17 protein-coding genes are annotated in these 16,938 nt (G+C 72.5%); 7 read left to right on the top strand and 10 right to left on the bottom strand.

All coding sequences use genetic code 11. The features are described from left to right. Positions 1 to 253 precede the first annotated feature (253 nt). The 3 genes from ACFYOS_RS22695 (at position 254) to ACFYOS_RS22685 (ending at position 2,838) form a co-directional block, all read left to right on the top strand. A complete protein-coding gene (locus tag ACFYOS_RS22695) occupies positions 254 to 919 on the top strand; it encodes a C39 family peptidase (RefSeq protein WP_387144930.1) in 666 nt (221 codons plus the stop codon). Positions 920 to 1,007: 88 nt separating this feature from the next. Next, positions 1,008 to 1,670 (top strand): HAD family hydrolase, encoded by a 663-nt coding sequence (locus ACFYOS_RS22690; RefSeq protein ID WP_387144928.1) that lies wholly within the window; start codon positions 1,008 to 1,010, stop codon positions 1,668 to 1,670. A 40-nt stretch (positions 1,671 to 1,710) separates the two neighbouring features. Further along, a complete protein-coding gene (locus ACFYOS_RS22685; RefSeq protein WP_387144925.1) occupies positions 1,711 to 2,838 on the top strand; it encodes a Nif3-like dinuclear metal center hexameric protein in 1,128 nt (375 codons plus the stop codon). Here the strand turns inward: ACFYOS_RS22685 and ACFYOS_RS22680 are convergent. Next, the gene (locus tag ACFYOS_RS22680) at positions 2,762 to 3,217 is read right to left on the bottom strand and encodes an Lrp/AsnC family transcriptional regulator (protein ID WP_387144922.1); all 456 of its coding nucleotides are present in this window, start codon (positions 3,215 to 3,217) and stop codon (positions 2,762 to 2,764) included. The two genes, ACFYOS_RS22685 and ACFYOS_RS22680, sit on opposite strands and share 77 nt — an antisense overlap. A gap of 94 nt (positions 3,218 to 3,311) precedes the next feature. Between ACFYOS_RS22680 and ACFYOS_RS22675 the strand changes: the two genes are divergently transcribed. Then, positions 3,312 to 4,217: an SMP-30/gluconolactonase/LRE family protein gene (locus tag ACFYOS_RS22675; RefSeq protein ID WP_387144919.1), complete on the top strand. Its 906-nt coding sequence runs from the start codon at positions 3,312 to 3,314 to the stop codon at positions 4,215 to 4,217. Positions 4,218 to 4,292: 75 nt separating this feature from the next. On the opposite strand, the gene ACFYOS_RS22670 is transcribed toward ACFYOS_RS22675, so the two are convergent. After that, positions 4,293 to 4,952 carry a dienelactone hydrolase family protein gene (locus ACFYOS_RS22670; RefSeq protein ID WP_387144916.1) on the bottom strand — a complete coding sequence of 220 codons (660 nt, stop codon included), beginning with the start codon at positions 4,950 to 4,952 and terminating at the stop codon, positions 4,293 to 4,295. 119 nt (positions 4,953 to 5,071) lie between these two features. Between ACFYOS_RS22670 and ACFYOS_RS22665 the strand changes: the two genes are divergently transcribed. From ACFYOS_RS22665 to ACFYOS_RS22655, 3 genes are all read left to right on the top strand, one after another. Further along, positions 5,072 to 5,464, top strand: coding sequence for a MerR family transcriptional regulator (locus ACFYOS_RS22665; RefSeq protein WP_387144913.1), 393 nt, complete (start codon positions 5,072 to 5,074; stop codon positions 5,462 to 5,464). Then, positions 5,434 to 5,781 carry a thioredoxin gene (gene trxA, locus ACFYOS_RS22660; RefSeq protein WP_387144910.1) on the top strand — a complete coding sequence of 116 codons (348 nt, stop codon included), beginning with the start codon at positions 5,434 to 5,436 and terminating at the stop codon, positions 5,779 to 5,781. The genes ACFYOS_RS22665 and trxA overlap by 31 nt, the downstream gene beginning before the upstream one ends. 61 nt (positions 5,782 to 5,842) lie before the next feature. After that, on the top strand, positions 5,843 to 6,022 hold the full coding sequence (locus tag ACFYOS_RS22655; RefSeq protein WP_387144907.1) for a hypothetical protein: 180 nt from the start codon (positions 5,843 to 5,845) through the stop codon (positions 6,020 to 6,022). A 46-nt stretch (positions 6,023 to 6,068) separates the two neighbouring features. Here ACFYOS_RS22655 and ACFYOS_RS22650 read toward each other — a convergent pair whose 3' ends face one another. The 8 genes from ACFYOS_RS22650 to ACFYOS_RS22615 all read right to left on the bottom strand — a co-directional run bounded on the left by ACFYOS_RS22650 (position 6,069) and on the right by ACFYOS_RS22615 (position 16,922). Further along, positions 6,069 to 8,441 (bottom strand): glycoside hydrolase family 65 protein, encoded by a 2,373-nt coding sequence (locus ACFYOS_RS22650; protein ID WP_387144904.1) that lies wholly within the window; start codon positions 8,439 to 8,441, stop codon positions 6,069 to 6,071. Further along, the gene (locus ACFYOS_RS22645; RefSeq protein WP_387144901.1) at positions 8,438 to 9,187 is read right to left on the bottom strand and encodes a beta-phosphoglucomutase family hydrolase; all 750 of its coding nucleotides are present in this window, start codon (positions 9,185 to 9,187) and stop codon (positions 8,438 to 8,440) included. The genes ACFYOS_RS22650 and ACFYOS_RS22645 overlap by 4 nt, the downstream gene beginning before the upstream one ends. Positions 9,188 to 9,234: 47 nt before the next feature. Then, positions 9,235 to 9,702, bottom strand: a complete 468-nt coding sequence (locus ACFYOS_RS22640) for a DUF4442 domain-containing protein (protein WP_387144898.1) — start codon at positions 9,700 to 9,702, stop codon at positions 9,235 to 9,237. A gap of 47 nt (positions 9,703 to 9,749) precedes the next feature. Then, positions 9,750 to 11,051: an ABC transporter ATP-binding protein gene (locus ACFYOS_RS22635; protein ID WP_387145076.1), complete on the bottom strand. Its 1,302-nt coding sequence runs from the start codon at positions 11,049 to 11,051 to the stop codon at positions 9,750 to 9,752. Positions 11,052 to 11,207: 156 nt separating this feature from the next. Beyond that, positions 11,208 to 13,397 carry a CDP-glycerol glycerophosphotransferase family protein gene (locus ACFYOS_RS22630; RefSeq protein ID WP_387144896.1) on the bottom strand — a complete coding sequence of 730 codons (2,190 nt, stop codon included), beginning with the start codon at positions 13,395 to 13,397 and terminating at the stop codon, positions 11,208 to 11,210. A gap of 16 nt (positions 13,398 to 13,413) precedes the next feature. Beyond that, positions 13,414 to 15,354, bottom strand: coding sequence for a DUF5941 domain-containing protein (locus ACFYOS_RS22625; protein ID WP_387144893.1), 1,941 nt, complete (start codon positions 15,352 to 15,354; stop codon positions 13,414 to 13,416). Continuing rightward, positions 15,351 to 16,094 (bottom strand): ABC transporter ATP-binding protein, encoded by a 744-nt coding sequence (locus ACFYOS_RS22620; RefSeq protein WP_387144890.1) that lies wholly within the window; start codon positions 16,092 to 16,094, stop codon positions 15,351 to 15,353. The genes ACFYOS_RS22625 and ACFYOS_RS22620 overlap by 4 nt, the downstream gene beginning before the upstream one ends. Next, entirely contained in the window at positions 16,095 to 16,922 is an 828-nt protein-coding gene (locus ACFYOS_RS22615; RefSeq protein WP_387144887.1) for an ABC transporter permease, read from the bottom strand. Positions 16,923 to 16,938: the final 16 nt, after the last annotated feature.

The raw sequence follows: 16,938 nt of genomic DNA, 5'->3' as shown, positions 1-16,938 counted from the left end.
GGGTGTGTCCGGTGTTTTGCGCCCGGTGTCCGGTTCGGGGTGTCCGGCGCCACCCCGGCAGCGGAATCAGGAGCAGCTACGGACCGTTAGTACTTCCGTACGACCGAGCCGGGCGGGTCCCGGCGGTCGTCGTTTTCCCGGTGAGTGAAGCGGGGCCGCGCCCCGATCCCCCGAGAGCAAGCCGAGCGCCACTCCTGGTGCTCCGTCCCGTGGACGTCCCGCGGGACGGCAACCCCCCGAATGGAGCTTCGACATGAACTCGATCTTCCGTAAGAGCATGCTGTCCGTCGCCGGTCTGGTCATGTCCGGTGGCGTCGTCGCCGGCCCGGCCGTGGCCGCCCACGCCGCCCCGGCGCACGCGAAGCCCGTCGTCGCCGACAAGGGCAACGGCAAGGGCAACGGCAAGGGCGCCGACAAGAGCGAGCGCAGCGCCGGCTACGAGTACGAGGCCCAGCCGAACTACTTCTACTGCGGCCCGGCCTCGACCCGGATCGCGCTCTCGGCCGAGGGCAAGGAAGTCAGCCAGGACGAGCTGGCCAAGCAGCTCGGCACGACCGAGAACGGCACCGACTCGGCCATCGACATCACCCGGGTGCTCAACGAGCACACCGGTGGCAAGTACAAGACCACTGAGATCCGGGACGACGTGGCGACCAAGGATCAGATCGAGCGGCTGCGGGTCGACGTCAAGGCCGCCGTCGACCAGGGTCGTCCGGTCGTCGCCAACGTCCTGGGCAGCGCGCTGGACATCGACGGTGCCGCGCACAGCTACCCCGGTCACTACCTGACAGTGGTGGAGTACAAGAACGACGGCAACACGGTGCTGATCGCCGACCCGGCCAGCCCGAACGAGCCGACGTACTGGATGGGCGTGACCGACCTGGCCAACTGGATCGCGGGCCGCGGTTACAGCTCCTGACCGAGCCGCACGAAGGGCCGGCCTCCCTCGGGGGAGGCCGGCCCTTCGTCGTCCTCAGGGCCGGTCGGCCCTCGATAGCATCGGGAGCGTGCCGCGTCCGGTGATCTTCGACCTCTTCCACACCCTGGTGCCCGGCGGCGACCCCGAGCGGGACCGGGTGATCGGCGAGATGGCCCTGATGGTCGGGGTGGCGCCGGCCGCGCTGGTCGCCGCGTACCACGCCACCTGGCGGGACCGGATGACCGGCTGGGACACCGAGGAGACGGTACGGACCCTCGCCCGGCGGCTCGGCGGCACGCCGACCGAGGAGCAGGTCGCCCGGGCCGCCGCACACCGCCGGGAGCTGGCCTGCCGGCTGCTGGCCCGCGTCGCGCCGGAGACCCTCGCCGTGCTGGACGCGCTGCGCGCCGACGGTCACCCGGTCGGCCTGCTCAGCAACGCCACCGCTGAGACCGCCGAGGCGTGGCGGTCCAGCCCGCTGGCCCGCCGCGTCGACGTGGCGGTCTTCTCCTGCGAGGTCGGCCTGGCCAAGCCCGACCCGGCGATCTACCGGACGGCGGCCGAACGGCTGGCCGCCGAGCCGGCCGACTGCTTCTTCGTCGGCGACGGCGCGGACGGCGAGCTGGCCGGCGCGGCCGCGGTCGGCATGACGGTGCTCCGGACGACCGAGCACAACGACACCGACCCGGCCTGGGCGGGCCATGTCCTCACGAACCTCGGCGAGCTGCCCGTCCTGCTGCACGAAAGGTAATCGGCTGGCCGGCCGGGGGACCCGCGGTTAGCGTGCCGCCATGACCAGCAGGCTGGCGCTCGCCACGCTCACCGCCGACCTCGACGACCTCTTCGAGCTGGCGGACGCCGAGCCGGACACCGCCATGCGGCGGCACGTGCCGCGGGTGCACGACGAGGCCGGGATCGACTGGCGGCGGTACGTCACGCCCCGCTTCGCCGAACGGTTCAACGGCCTGATGATCGAGGGCCGCCCCGAGGTCGGCCGGGTCTTCGTCGCCTGCTTCCCCTCGGCGGAGGTCCTGGACCGGTGGCTGCCCGCCGCCGCGCCCGGCGACCTGCTGGTCACCCACCACCCGATCGACCTGCGCAACGGCCACCCGTCCGGGGTGTGGGCCGAGGGCTTCGTGCCCATCCCGGCCGCCCGCTTCGCGCAGCTCCGCGACGCCGGGGTCAGCCTCTACGCCTGCCACGCGCCGATGGACACCTCGCTCCGGGTCGGCACCGCCGCCGCCATCGTCGCGGCGCTCGACGGCACGATCGTGGACCGGTTCTGGCCGTACGGCGACGGCCACGCCGGACTGGTCTGCGAGGTGTCGCCGTGCAGCAGCGCCGACCTGGTGGCCCGGGCCAGGGAGATCTTCGGCGTCGACCTGGTCGAGGTGGCGGGGCGACGCCGGGACGTGATCGAGCGGATCGCCGTGGTCGGCGGTGTCGGCGACCACGTCGAGGAGATGGCCTACGCCGAGCGGCTCGGTGCGCAGGCGTACCTCACCGGCGAGCTGCACGTCCGGATCGAGGGCGAGTACGGCCGCCGCAAGTACGACCAGGTCCGCGAGTTCGCGGCCGGGACGTCGATGACCCTGGTCGGGGTGTCGCACGCCGCCAGCGAGCAGCTGGTGCTGGAGACCCAGCTCGCCGCCTGGTTCCGCGAGCGGCACGGGGCCGAGGTCGTGCCGCTGCGGGAGCCGGAGTGGTGGCGTCGACGGAGGCACCCTCCCGCCCCTCGTGAGGACGGGAGGGCGCGACCGGTCGGATCAGTGGGTGAGGATCCGGGCGAGTTGACGGATTTTTGTCGCCCCGGGCAACGAGCGGCCGCCGCAGGTCACCCGGTCAGGGGCTCTGCGGGTACGGGTCGAGGGGACGCTCGAAGAAGCTCTCCAGCACCACCACGGTCTGCGTACCGGTGACGCCCTCCACCTGGAAGAGTCGGCGCAGGCTGGCCTGGAGCTGCTCGGGCGTACCGACCCGGATCTTGACCAGCAGCGAGGCAGGGCCGGCGATGACGTGCGCCTCCTCCACCTCGGGCAGCGCCGCCAGCGCCGCGTGGGTGGACCGGTCACCCATCCAGGCGTTCGCCTCGACCAGCACGAACGCCAGCACCCCCCGGCCGACCGCGCCCGGGTCGACGTCCACCGTGGTCCGCCGGATCACCCCCTGCTCGCGCAGCTTGCGTACCCGGTCGTGGACGGCGCCGGTGGAGAGCCCGACCGCGCCGGCGAGTGCGGCGTACGACTGGGTGGCGTCGCGTTGCAGCGCGGCGAGCAACTTCCGGTCCACGTCGTCCACGAGCCCTCCTTCGTTCGGAGATTATCTTCTGCACCGATTCTGGTTCGGTCATGTTAGCTTGCTCCCGAACGTGAGTCACAGAGTGGAGGCAGTCATGGCCGACCGGTTCAGGACGCGGTTCGAGGTGCTCGACGAGCGGTTCCGTCGGGGCAACGGCGACGAGTGGGTGCAGTGTCTCTGGACGGGTGGCCGCTGGCTGGAGGGCCCGGCCTGGTTCCCCGCCGGGCGGTACCTGGTCTTCAGCGACATCCCGAACGACCGGCTGCTGCGCTGGGACGAGACCAGCGGCGCGGTCGGGGTGTTCCGCCAGCCGGCCGGCTACGCCAACGGGCACACCGTCGACCGGCGGGGGCGGCTGGTGAGCTGCGAGCAGGGCCGGCGGCGGGTCACCCGCACCGAGGCGGACGGCACCGACACCGTGCTGGCCGAGCACTGGCGGGGCCGGCGCCTCAACAGCCCGAACGACGTCGTCGAACGCTCCGACGGGTCGATCTGGTTCACCGACCCCAGCTACGGCATCGACAGCGACTACGAGGGGCACCGGGCGGAGAGCGAGATCGGCGGCAATCACGTCTACCGGGTCGACCCGCACGACGGCGTGGTGCACCTCGTCGCCGACGACTTCGGGCAGCCCAACGGCCTGGCCTTCAGCCCCGACGAGTCCGAGCTCTACGTCGTCGACACGCGGGCGAAGCACCTGCGCCGGTTCCAGGTGACCGAGGGCGGCACACTGCGCGGCGGCGACGTCTTCGCCACCTGCGACGCCGGCTCGTTCGACGGCATCCGCCTCGACGACGCGGGGCGGGTCTGGGCCGCCGCACACGACGGGCTGCACTGCTTCGACCCGGACGGGACCCTGCTGGGCAAGCTGCACCTGCCCGAGGTCGTCGCCAACTTCACCTTCGCCGGGCCGAAGCGCAACGAGCTCTACATCTGCGCCTCCAGCTCACTGTTCAGTCTGCGAGTGAACATCAGCGGGGTCCGCTACCCCGGCTGGTGATCCTCCGGCCCTGGGTGTCGGATCGACGCCCGTCGGGTATCGCCGCCGTCGCCTGACCCGGCCGGGCGGCCCGGGTCAGGCGGGATGCGGGGTACGGAGCTTGGTGGTGAACCAGGTGCCCGCCTGGTCGGCCACCTGCTCCAGGGCTCCGGGCTCCTCGAAGAGGTGGGTGGCGCCGGGGACGATCCGCAGCTCGGCGACGTCGCCCAGGTCGTCCCGCGCCTGCTCGTTGAGCACGATCACCTCCTGGTCCAGGCCACCGACCAGCAGCAGCGTCGGGGCACGCACCGCCGACAGGGAGCTGCCGGCCAGGTCCGGCCGACCACCACGCGACACCACGGCACCCACCTTGCCCGGGCGGGCGGCCGCGGCGACCAGGGCGGCGGCCGCGCCCGTGCTGGCGCCGAAGAGCCCGATCGGCAGCTCCCCCAGCGTCGGCTCGGCGGCCATCCAGTCGACGATGGCGGCCAGCCGCTCGGCGAGCATCCCGATGTCGAAACGCAGCTCCGCGGTCACCGCGTCCCGCGCGTCCTCCTCCGGGGTCAGCAGGTCGACCAGCACGGTGGCCAGCGCCCGGTCGTTGAGCTGGTGCGCCACGGCCACGTTGCGCGGACTGTGCCGCGAGCTGCCGCTGCCGTGCGCGAAGAGCACCACCCCCACGGCCCCCTGGGGCACCATCACGTCCGCCGGCAGCCCGCCGTCCACCACCGGCACCGTCACCTCACGCGTCTCCATCCCACACCTCCCACCCCGCCGCATACCCCCGCCCACCGCCTCCTCACCTCGGGGTTGCCTTGACGTCGGCGGCAAGGTTTAGCGTGGGGTGCCGAGGGAGGGCGGGCTGGGAGGTGGGGATGCGGATCGGCGAGCTGGCGGAACGGGCCGGCACGAGCACCCGGACCCTGCGGTACTACGAGACCCAGGGGCTGGTGCGGCCACGCCGCTCCGCCAACGGCTACCGGATCTACGACGAGGCGGAGCTGCGCGTCGTGCACGAGATCCGGGCGCTGCTGGCGGTGGGCTTCGGCCTGGACGACATCCGCCCGTTCGTGGCCTGCCTGCGGGCCGGCAACAGCTCCGGCGACGTGTGCCCGGATTCCGTCGCGGTGCTGCGGCGCAAGCTCGCCGAGGTGGACGACTACCTCGACCGGCTCGGCGCGGTCCGCCGACAGCTGCACGACCAGCTCGCCCGCGCGATCGCCCATCGGGAGGAAACATGCCTCAGGACACGCAACAGGCCCGACTGACGCCGGTCACCGACGCCACGTTCGCCGCCACCGTGCTGGCCAGCGACCGGCCGGTGGTGGTCGACTTCTGGGCGGAGTGGTGCCCGCCCTGCCGGGCGGTCTCCAAGCACCTGGCCGAGCTGGCCGAGGAGTTCGGCGACACGCTGCGCTTCGTCACCCTCAACTCGGACGAGAACCCGGAGACCACGCGGGCGTACCAGGTGATGTCGATGCCGACGATGCTGGTGTTCCGGGACGGGCAGGTGGTCGGCTCGATCGTCGGCTCCCGCCCGAAGAACCACCTGCGGCTGAGCTTCGCCCGCCACCTGGACGGTTGAGCCGCCCCGGATCGGGAAGGCGCAGGGTGACCACGGACCCCGACCGATCGCGAGGATCGTCATGGCGAAACAGGACAGGTCCCGGCAGCAGGAGCTCACCGATCAGAAACGCCGCGAACAGGACATGAGACGCTCGCAGGACTGGGCGGACCACGCGGCGTTGGCACGTACCGCCGACGACCCGCAGGCGACGGCGCCACGGGACGCCGGGGGCCGGCCGTCCAACGGCCGCCAGTTCTGACGTACGCCGGAGACGCCCCGGACCGCGACGCCGCGGCCGGGGCGTCTCAGCTCGCGTTCTCGGGCAGATGCAGCAGGGGCGCCCGGCCCGGCGGCTGCTCCGGCGGCGGCCCGGACGGGTGGGCCGGCGGCACCGGCACGGTGACCGGCTGTTTGGTGGTGACCCGGATCGGTTCGCCATGGTGCCGCAGCTCCAGCACCGCGTCCGGTCCCCCGTGGCGCAGCGAGTACGTCGTCTGGTGCGGCCGGATGTCCACCCGCAGCCGCATCGACCGCCACTGCAGCGAGAACTCCAGCCGGCTGAGCCGGCTGGAGAGCCGGGGCGAGAAGGAGAGCGTCCCCGCGTGGTCGCGCAGGCCGCCGAAGCCCGCGACCAGGGCGATCCAGGCGCCGGCCAGCGAGGCCATGTGCACCCCGTCGCGGGTGTTCTCGTTCAGGTCGTGCAGGTCCATCAACGCGGCCTCGCGCAGGTAGCGATGGGCCAGCTCGGGGTGCCCCACCTCGGCCGCCACCACCGCCTGGGTGCAGGCGCTCAACGAGGAGTCCCGGACGGTGCGCCGCTCGTAGTAGAGGAAGTTGCGCCGCTTGTCCACGTCGCTGAACGCGTCGCCGCGCCAGTGCATGGCGAGCACCAGGTCCGCCTGCTTGACGACCTGCTTCCGGTAGAGGTCGAAGTACGGGTAGTGCAGGAGCAGCGGGTACTTCTCCGGCGGCGTGTTCTCGAAGTCCCACTCCTGCAACCGGGTGAAGCCCTCCACCTGCTCGTGCACGTGGAGTTCCTCGTCGTACGGGACGTGCATGGCGTGCGCGGCATCCCGCCAGGCGGCCGCCTCCTCCTCGGTGACGCCGAGGTCGAGGGCCTGGTCCCGGTGCCGCATCGCGCAGTCGGCGGCGGTGAGCAGGTTCCGCTGCGCCATCAGGTTGGTGTAGATGTTGTCGTTCTTGACCGCGGTGTACTCGTCCGGGCCGGTCACCCCGTCGATGTGGAACTGCCCATCGCGGTCGTGGTGGCCGAGCGAGCGCCAGAGCCGGGCGGTCTCCACCAGCAGCTCCAGTCCGATCTCCTGTTCCAGCCTGTCGTCGCCGGTGACCAGCACGTACCGGCGCAGCGCGTCCGCGACATCGGCGGCGACGTGGAAGGCGGCCGTGCCGGCCGGCCAGTACGCCGACGACTCCGGACCCTCGATGGTCCGCCACGGGAAGGCCGCCCCGTTCAGGTTCAAGGTCAGGGCCCGCTCCTGCGCCTGCGGCAGGGTGGAGTATCGCCAGTGCAGGGCGTCCCGCACCGCCGACGGTTGGGTGTACGTGAGCACCGGCAGCACGAACATCTCGGTGTCCCAGAACGCGTGCCCGTCGTACCCGGGGCCGGTGAGCCCCTTGGCGGAGATCGGGCGGCGTTCCGCCCGGGCACCGGCCTGGAGCACGTGGAAGAGCCCGAACCGGACGGCCTGCTGCACCTCCGGGTCGCCCTCCACCCGCACGTCGGCGGCGTCCCAGAACTCGTCCAGGTATTCCCGCTGCGCCCGGCGCAGCCCGTCCCACCCGTCGAGCCGGGCGGCGGCCAGGCCCGCCCCGACCTGGTCGCGCAGCGCCGGAAGTGAGCGCCGGCTGGACCAGCCGTACGTCAGGTACTTGACCACCCGCAACATCTGGCCCGGCTTGAGCACGCAACCGATGGTGGTCCGGACCCAGTCCTCGTATCCCTCGGACTCGAGGGTGGTGCGCTCCGGGCCCTGCACGTCGTGCGCCATCGCGGCGGCAACCCGCAGTCCGCTGACCTTGGTCCGGTGGATGAGCAGCCCGCCGTCGTCGGTGGTCAGCTCCTCTTCTGCCTGCAACGGAGACTCCAGCACCGCGGCCACCCGGGGATCCCTGCTCTGCGCCGGCAGGCTCTCGTTGGCGACCAGTTCGGACTGCAGGATCAGCCGGAGCGGCTCGTCGACCGCCTCGACCTCGTAGCGGATCGCGGCGACCGCCCGCTGGGTGAACGACACCAGCCGGGTGCTGCGGACCTTCACGGCCTGCCCGGCCGGCGAGCGCCAGTGCAGCTCCCGGTGCAGCGTGCCGGCCCGTAGGTCGAGCACGCGCTCGTGGGAGAGGAGTTCGCCGTACCGGACGTCGAGCGGCTCGTCGTCGACCAGCAGCCGGATCAGCTTCCCGTTGGTGACGTTGACGATGGTCTGGCCGGACTCGGGGAAGCCGAAGCCGGCCTCCGCGTACGGCAGCGGCCGCAGCTCGTAGAAGGAGTTCAGGTAGGTGCCGGGGAGACCGTGCGGCTCCCCCTCGTCCAGGTTGCCGCGCAGCCCGACGTGCCCGTTGGAGAGGGCGAAGACCGACTCGGACTGGGCGAGGACGTCCATGTCGAGCCGGACCTCGCGGACGTGCCACGGCTCGACCGGATAGGCCCGTTCCCGGATCACCGGGCCGCCTCCGTCATCAGCTCGGCGAGGTCGGTCACGACCACGTCCGCGCCGTTCGCGCGCAGGTCGTCGGCCTGGCCGACCCGGTCGACGCCCACCACGTACCCGAAGCCGCCGGCCTTCCCGGCCGCCACGCCGGCGAGGGCGTCCTCGAAGACCGCGGCCTGCTTCGGCCCGACGCCGAGCAGGTCGGCGCCGGCCAGGAAGGTGTCCGGGTGCGGCTTGCCGCGCAGCCCCCGCTCGCGGGCCACCAGCCCGTCCACCCGGGCCTCCAGCAGCCGGTCCAGCCCGGCGGCGGCCACCAGGGCCGCGCAGTTGGCGCTGGCCGAGACGACCGCCCGGCGCAGCCCGGCCCGGGCCGCGGCCTCCAGGTAGCGCACCGAGCCCTCGTAGACCTCGACGCCGTCGGTGTGGATCCGCTTGAGCAGGATGACGTTCTTCCGGTTGCCCACCCCGTTGACCGTGTCCACCTCCGGCGGGTCGTCGGGCGAGCCCTCGGGCAGGGTGATCCCGCGCGAGGCCAGGAACGAGCGCACCCCGTCGGCCCGCGGCTTGCCGTCCACGTACCGGTTGTAGTCCGGGCCGGGGTCGAACGGGCGGTACGGCTCGCCGGTGGCCGCCGCGCGTTGCTTCAGGAACGCGTTGAAGGTCTCGGTCCAGGCGGCGTTGTGCACCTTGGCGGTCTGCGTCAGCACACCGTCCAGATCGAAGAGACAGGCGGTCACGTGAGCGGGTAGGCCCAGCACGGTACGAATCTATCCAGCGGACCGGCCGGGCAAACCCGATTCGGACGTCAGCGGTTCGGGCGGAGCGTCCAGATCACCGTCAGCACCGAGGTGACCGTGCCGTCCTCGGTGCCGATCTCCACCTCGACCGGGAACTCCGGACGCTGCCCGGCGTCCAGTTCGGCGACCACCTCGGCCGGGATTCGCCCCAGCCGGGCGGTGGCCCGCACCGGCCCCAGGGCGACCTTCTGGTACCGGATGGTGGCGGTCACGGCCAGCGGCACCGCCCGGTCGAGCACCTGCCCGAACGCGGCGAGCACCACCGCGCCGGAGGCGGTCTCCCCGAGGGTGAACATCGCCCCGGCGTGCGGGCCGCCGACGTGGTTGTGGTGCTCGGGCGTGTCGGGCAGCCGGACGACCGCCCGCACCCCGCCCTCGGCCTCGGGGGCGACCTCGACGAATTCGATACCGAGCGTGCGGGCGAACGGTACGGCCTCCAGCAGACCGGCCGCCACCTGGCGAGAGTCGATGGACATGCCCGAACGCTACTCGCCGGTAACTTCTTGGGCAAGGGGTACGCCGCTCATCGCCAGCCCACGTCGATCCGGTCGCCACGCTCGTCGAAGAAGTGCAGCGCGTCCATCCGTACCTGGACGGCCAGCGGGTGCCCCGCCGACACCGTCGGGTACGGAGCGAGCCGGACGGCCAGCTCGGCCGGGCGGCGGTGGTGCCGGCCCGGGTCGGGGAGCACGCTGGTCCGGCTCTCGCCAGCGGACGGCGCGGAGACCGGGGCGTCCGCGGCCCGGCCGGTGAGCCGCTGCATGAAGCCGAACCGGCGCAGGCCGCGCTGGCCGGGCAGCGCGCTCTCCACGGGGGTGCCCATCTCGTCCACCACGATGGCCGTGGCGCCGACGTCGAGGAAGGCCAGCGACTCGTGGCCGTGGTGCTCCAGGTAGCGGATCCGCCCCTGAAGGACGTCACCCGCGGTGTCCGGGGCGACCGGGGTGAGCGCCTCGGCCCGCAGCCCGACCACGATCCGCTCGCCGTGGTAGTGCGCCACGGCCCGGCTCCGGATGTCGTCCCAGGGCAGATAGAGCGACTGCTCGCCGAGGTTCAGTACCACGTACCGGTCGAGGTGGACGTAGACCGACGCCTCCAGCAGGTTCATCCGGGGGCTGCCGAGGAAGGCGGCGACGTAGAGGGTCGCGGGACGGCCGTACACCTGGGTGGGGGTGCCGACGTCCTGGAGCACGCCCTTGCGCATGATGGCGACCCGGTCGGCCATGGTCAGCGCCTCGGCCTGGTCGTGCGTGACGTAGATGGTGGTGACGCCGAGCTCACGGGTCAGCCCGGAGATCTCGGCGCGCAGCTCGGCGCGGAGGCCGCTGTCCAGGTTGGAGAGCGGCTCGTCCATCAGGAACAGCCCAGGCCGGCGTACGATCGCCCGCCCCATGGCCACCCGCTGCCGCTGGCCGCCGGAGAGCTGACTGGGCTTGCGGCCGAGCACGTCACCGATGCCGAGCGCGCTCGCCACGTCCTGGATCCGCTCACCGCGCGGCCCGGGCTCGACCCCGGCCAGCCGCAGCGGGAAGCCGATGTTGTCGCCGACGGTCATGTGCGGATACAGCGCGAAGTCCTGGAAGACCATGGCGATCTTCCGCTCCCCGGGCGGCAGGTCGTTGGCGACCTCGCCGTCGAGCATCACCGCGCCGGAGGACGGGTCCTCCAGTCCGGCCACCATCCGGAGCACGGTGGACTTGCCGCAGCCCGAGGGGCCGAGCAGCACCATGAACTCGCCGTCCTGGACGTCCAGATTGATGGCGTCGACCGCGACTGTCCCGTCCTGGAACACCTTGGTGACATCCTTGAGCGCGACGGTGGTCACCGTCACCTCCCCAGCTCCTCGGCGAAATCCGGGAATGAATGTGACCAGGATCATCCGATCCGCGCATCGGGTAAACGTGCCATGTTCATCTCGTGACCGGCTTATTACGTCGATCGGTCGGCGCCGATCGCTAAGGCGACCGACGAGTAACCGGATTCAGACCGGCTCGTCCAGGAAGACCCGGCGGACCACGCGCTCCGCGGCGTGGCCGTCGTCGAGCGCGCAGAACCGGGCCCGGAACCGTTGCCGGGCCTGCTCGGCCTCGGCCGCCCGGACCGCTCCCGAACTGAACACGTCGAGCAACCCGGGAAAATCGAGGGCCACCGCGCCGGGCGGTTCGGCGATCAGGTCGAAGTAGACACCCCGGGCCACCCGGTACGCGTCCCAGTCCGGGGCGTAGACGACGATCGGCCGGTCCAGCACCGCGTAGTCGAACATGGCCGACGAGTAGTCCGTGACCAGCACGTCCGCCGCGAGGTAGAGGTCCTCCACCCGGTCGCACGTGCTCACGTCCAGCACCCCGTCGGCGGACGGCCCCCCGGGCCGCCGGTCCCGGTCGTGGAAATAGTGGCTGCGCATCATCAGCCGCCCAGCCGGGCCGAGCACGTCGCGCATCCGGTCCGGGTCGAACGGCGGCCGCCAGCCGGGCAGGTGCTCCCGGTGCGTCGGCGCGTAGAGCACCACGAACTCGTCCGGGCCGATGCCCAACCCGGCCCGTACCCGGCGGCACTCCTCCGGGGTGGCCAGCGCCAGCCGGTCGTTGCGCGGATAGCCGACCTCCAGCGCGCTGTACCCGGCCGGGTACGCCCGCTCCCACATCTGCGTGGAGAAGCTGTTCGCGGTGACGCTGAAGTCCCAGCGGTCCACCCGGTGCAGCAGCCTGGCGAAGTTCATGCCCATCGCGCCGACCGGGTACCGCTGCTGGTCCAGCCCCATCACCTTGACCGGGGTGCCGTGGTGGGTCTGCAGGTGCACCGAGCCGGGTCGCTTGCGGACGAAGTCCGGGAAGTTGACGTTGTTGACCAGCCAGTGCGCCCGGGCCAGCGCCCGGTAGTAGTCCCGGGTGCCGGCGACCACGTACTCCACGCCGGGCGGGAGGTTGCCCACCCGGTCCCGCCGGACCACCCACACCCCGCGTACATGGGGGGCGAGCCGGCGGGCGGCGGCGTAGATCGCCGCCGGGTTGCAGGCGTAGCCCCGGTACCAGTACGCGGCGTACACGGCGAGGGTCGGGTCGAGCGGCCGGTGCAGCTCGCCCCGGTAGTACTCGCGCAGCGCGGCGTTGCGGGCCTTCCGGGCGGTGCGCCGGGCCACCGGCAGCACCCGCCGCGTGACCCGGCGGGCCGTCTTCCGGGCCGTGTCCGCCGCCTGGTGGGCGTCGCGCAGCGCGCTGAACGTCCGCCACCGCCCGGCCGCCACCAGGCGGTGCTTCAGCCCCTCCACGCCGGGCGGCGCCGGGTAACCGCCGGGCGGCAGGTAGCGGACGTAGTCGGCGTGGATCTGGGCGAAGAACGGCGGCCGCAGCTCGGGGGCGATCCGCTCGCCGTTGCCCAGCACGGTCAGGTAGTGCCAGATCATCCGCTCGAAGACCGCCGGGCGCAGCGCGGCGACCTCCGGCTCGCAGCGGTCCATCAGCCGGAACACCCGGTGCCACTGGGCGAACACCTCGAAGTGCCGGTCCCCGCGGGTCCGGGTGATCGCCCCGGTGCGGCGCTGCCGGTAGTTGAGGCAGACCCGGTCCAGTACGCCGAGCCGGTCGGCGGCCATCAGCACCGGGTAGGTGAACGAGACGTCCTCGTACCAGCCGGGCTCGAAGCGCAGCCCCCGGTCGAGCAGGAACTCCCGCCGGACCACCCGGTTCCAGGCGGTGTGCAGCAGCCGCATGGTCTCCGGCCGCTCCCGCAGCCGGAAGGTCACCTCGCCGGGCGGCTCCGGGAACACCTCGCGCATCGCGCTGCGGGTGCCGACGTTGTTCCAGTGCGCCCGGACGTGGTCGACGATCAGCACGTCCGGGCGGGTGGCGAGGAGCCGGTCGGCGACGTGCGGCAGGCAGCCCGGGACCAGCCAGTCGTCGCCGTCGACGAACCAGACGTACTCGCCGACGGCCCGGTCCAGCCCGATGTTGCGGGCCGGACCGAGCCCGACGTTCTCGGCGAGGCGGACCGGGTGGACCCGGGGGTCGCGGGCCGCGTACTCGACCAGGATCTCGCCGCTCTCGTCCGGCGAGGCGTCGTCGATCCCGATCACCTCGAGGTCGGCATCCGGCTGTTCGAGGATCGAGTCGAGGCACTCCCGCAGGTAGCCCTGCACCCGATAGGCCGGTACGACGAAGCTGAACAGGGTCATCCCGGCCGGCCCTCCGTCAGCCCGGCGAGCGGTCACCCCCACCCACCGGGACCGGCGTCCGTCGGGCGCGCGCCGGCAGGAGCACCCAGGCGAGGACCACGCTCGCGACGAAAACCACGAGAAGGTACGTACCGAGTGTAGCTAGGGCGATATTCACGATTCCGGTGATTGCCGCTATACCCAGCAACAGGGACCGACCCTCCCAGCCGAGGGTGGCGCGATGCAGCGGCGGCGCGGGCTGCCGCTTCTCCAGCCGGGCGGTCAGGTCGTAGTGGTGCAGGGTCAGCACGAAGACGTACCCGAAGATCAGCCAGGCGGGCGCGTGACCGGCCACCCCGACGGCGATGGCGAACAGGTACTCCCCGGCCCGCAGCACGGCCGGGACCAGCCAGTCCAACGGCCCGGCGTGCGTCGCCCGCGACCCGAGCGCGCCGCCCAGCAGCACCAGCAGCCCGGCCGGCACCACCCAGCCCCGCAGCTCCCCGCCCCCTTGCACCACGCGTAGCGCGAGGATGAGCAGAGCCGCCGCGCCGAACGCGCCGATCATCGCCAGCGCCAGCGGATCGCGCGCCACCGGCAGCGTCCGGGCCAGCCGCCCGTCGTCCCGGTGCAGGCCCGCGTCGACCGTGGTCATCACCGGCACCCGCATCCAGCGCGCCCGCAGGGTGCGCAGCGCCCCGGTGTACCCGAACGCCAGCGTGCCCCAGATCAGCACCGCGCAGAGCGCGACCAGCGGGCCGAAGAGCGCGGCGGCCACCGCGATCAGGGCCCACCGCTCCCCGATCGGGAAGACCACCGTCCGCTTCAGCCAGTACGACACCGAACCGGTGTCCGCCTGCACCTTCGTCGAGGCGGCGTTCAGCTTCCCGCCGATCCCGCCGGCCTCCCCGGCTGCCGGGCGGGGACGCCGGGCCGCCTCGTCGTGCAGCACGCCGTACCAGGCGTCGGTCATGTGCCGCACGGTCTGCAGGGTCATCGCCGCGATCGCCAGCGCCCAGCCGTAGCGGACGCCGGCGTGCGTGGCGCCGTAGCCGAGGCCGGCGTAGACCAGGTACTCCTTGGCCCGGTCGGCCATCGTGTCCAGCCAGCCGCCCCAGGCACTGAAGTTGCGGGTGTAGCGGGCCAACTGCCCGTCCACGCAGTCGAGCACGAAACCCAGGTAGAGCAGCACGCCGCCGGCGACCAGCGCAGGCCGGCCGCCGACGCCGAAGAGCACGGCGGCGGCCACCGCGAAGGCCACCGAGATCATGGTCACCCCGGTCGGGCTCAGCCCCAACCGGGCGGCCGCCTTCGTCACGTACGGGGACCAGGTGCTGACGAAGAACGTGGTGAAGAAGTCGTCCCGCTCCTTCACCGACAGCCGCAGCTCGGCCTTGTCCTCGTCGACCGCGCCCACCGCCGCGTCGGCCGCGGCCAGCTCGGCCGGGGTGCCGACCCGGCGCGCCACGAGCAGGCGTACCCGATGGGCGAAGATCTGCGGGCCACACGCCGCGAGCTCGGCGAGGAGCCGGTCCACCGCCGGCCCGCCCGCGGAACCCGCCGCCGCGCAGGCGGCGGCGAGGGCCGGCAGGTCGGCCCGGCCCACCCGCAGCGCGCCGCCGAACACGCCGGTCGCGCCCTCCGGATCGCCGACCGCCACCACCTGGCCCCGCTCCTCGCGGACCGTCACCTGCCCGGAGGCCGGCGGGTCGGTGAGCACCAGGGCCACCGTCGGCCCCACCGGGCTGGTCGCCAGCTGCCTGAGTACGGCCGTGTGCGCCACCAGGTCGGCCCCGCTGACCAGCACCGGACCGGTGGCGCCGGCCAGCAGCGCGGCCAGCTCGGTCAGGTCGGCGGCCACCCGCACGTCGTCCGCCCCGGCCCGGCGCCACTGCCCGGCCAGCCGGTCGGCCAGGCGCTCCCCCGCGTTCGTGGTCAGGCCCGCCGCCGGGTCGGCGAGCACGATCGCGAGCGTCACCGCTGCCCGGCGCCGGCGTACGCCCGCAGCGCCTCGTCGATGGTCCCGTCGACCGTCAACCGCCCGGCGTCGAGGTAGAGCCCCCGACGGCAGAACCGGGTGAGGTCCTTTTCGTTGTGTGACACCAGCACCAGCGTGCGCCCTTCCGCGAGAAGTCGCTCGATGGTCGCATAGCACTTCGCGCGGAACTCCGCGTCCCCGACCGCGGTCACCTCGTCCACCAGCAGGATGGGGTGGGGCAGGTGGGCGATGACCGCGAAGCCGAGCCGCACCTTCATCCCCGACGAGTAGTGCCGGACCGACGTGTCGATGGACCGCTCGATCTGGTCCCCGGCGAACGAGACGATCTCGTCGAAGTGCCGCCGCAGGTACCCCGTGGACAGCCCGTGCAGGCCGCCGACCAGGTACAGGTTCTCCCGGCCGGTCAGGTCGTTGGAAAAGCCGGCGGAGAGTTCCAGCAGTGGGGCCACGTCGCCGCGGACCCGGATCCGGCCCTCGTCCGGGATCAGGACCCCGGCGATCAGCCGCAGCAGGGTGCTCTTGCCCGTGCCGTTGCGCCCGACCACCCCGACGGTCTCGCCCGGCTCGATCCGGAACGACACGTCCCGCAGCGGCCAGAACTGGCCGGCGGCGGCGTTGCGCCCGCCCCGGTGGATCAGCAGCTCGCGCAGCCGGAGCTGGCGACGCCGGTTCCGGACGAACCGGATGCCGAGCCCCTCCGCCTCGATGATCGCCGGCATTCAGAGTTCCTTGAGCACGGCCGGTTCCAGCCGGCCGAACGCCCACCAACCGACCGCCAGCACCAGCAGGCTGCCCGCCACGGTGACGACGAGCAGCCGGGCGTCGGGGAACTCGTCCGGGTACCAGATCGAGTGGTGCAGCTGGAAGATGCCGACCAGCGGGTTCAGCTCGTACCCGACCTTGACCCAGGTCGGCATGCCGGAGTCCCGGACCAGGGTCAGCGGGTAGATGATCGGGGTGGCGTAGAAGAGCACCCGGATGATCAGCCGCATGAACCGCTCGATGTCCCGCATCAGCACGTTCAGCGCCGACAGCAGCAGCGCGATCCCCGACAGCAGGACGAACTGCACCGTCACCGCCAGCGGCAGGGCGAGCAGCGTCCAGCCGGGGTGGATCTTCCCGTGCGCCGCGTAGATCGCCGCGATGCCGATCAGGATCGGCAGGCCGGCGGCGTACTCGGCGAACCGGCCGGTGACCCGGCCGATCGGAAAGACCTGGCGGGGCACGTTCATCGTGGTGATCAGCCGGGCCTGCCCGGTCAGCGCGTTGGTCGCCTCGCTCAGCGCCGAACTGGCCCACATCCAGGCGAAGATCCCGGTGATCAGGAAGAGCGGGTACGACCCGGCCGCGTCGCCCAGGTGCCGGCGGGTGGCGCCGGAGTAGAGCACACCGAAGACGAACCAGTAGATCAGGCCCATGCCGAGCGGCTCGATGAGCGACCAGAGGTAGCCCAGCACCGACTGCTGGTACTTCACCGCGAGGTCCCGCTTGACCAGGATGCGCAGCGAGTGGCGGGCCGACCAGAGCGCGGCGACTCCTGTCGTCACCGCCCCATCCTCGCCC

The organism is Micromonospora sp. NPDC005806 (assembly GCF_042871425.1).
In the GTDB taxonomy this organism is placed as follows: domain Bacteria; phylum Actinomycetota; class Actinomycetes; order Mycobacteriales; family Micromonosporaceae; genus Micromonospora.
This window is presented reverse-complemented; position numbering and strand designations above follow the sequence as displayed.

Coding starts and splice junctions, on each gene's coding strand:
- ACFYOS_RS22640 (WP_387144898.1), bottom strand. CDS start 9,702: ATGTCCATCGACTCTCGCCAGGTGGCGGCCGGTCTGCTGGAGGCCGTA.
- ACFYOS_RS22670 (WP_387144916.1), bottom strand. CDS start 4,952: ATGGAGACGCGTGAGGTGACGGTGCCGGTGGTGGACGGCGGGCTGCCG.
- ACFYOS_RS22655 (WP_387144907.1), top strand. CDS start 5,843: ATGGCGAAACAGGACAGGTCCCGGCAGCAGGAGCTCACCGATCAGAAA.
- ACFYOS_RS22685 (WP_387144925.1), top strand. CDS start 1,711: ATGACCAGCAGGCTGGCGCTCGCCACGCTCACCGCCGACCTCGACGAC.
- trxA (WP_387144910.1), top strand. CDS start 5,434: ATGCCTCAGGACACGCAACAGGCCCGACTGACGCCGGTCACCGACGCC.
- ACFYOS_RS22620 (WP_387144890.1), bottom strand. CDS start 16,094: ATGCCGGCGATCATCGAGGCGGAGGGGCTCGGCATCCGGTTCGTCCGG.
- ACFYOS_RS22630 (WP_387144896.1), bottom strand. CDS start 13,397: ATGACCCTGTTCAGCTTCGTCGTACCGGCCTATCGGGTGCAGGGCTAC.
- ACFYOS_RS22695 (WP_387144930.1), top strand. CDS start 254: ATGAACTCGATCTTCCGTAAGAGCATGCTGTCCGTCGCCGGTCTGGTC.
- ACFYOS_RS22675 (WP_387144919.1), top strand. CDS start 3,312: ATGGCCGACCGGTTCAGGACGCGGTTCGAGGTGCTCGACGAGCGGTTC.
- ACFYOS_RS22665 (WP_387144913.1), top strand. CDS start 5,072: ATGCGGATCGGCGAGCTGGCGGAACGGGCCGGCACGAGCACCCGGACC.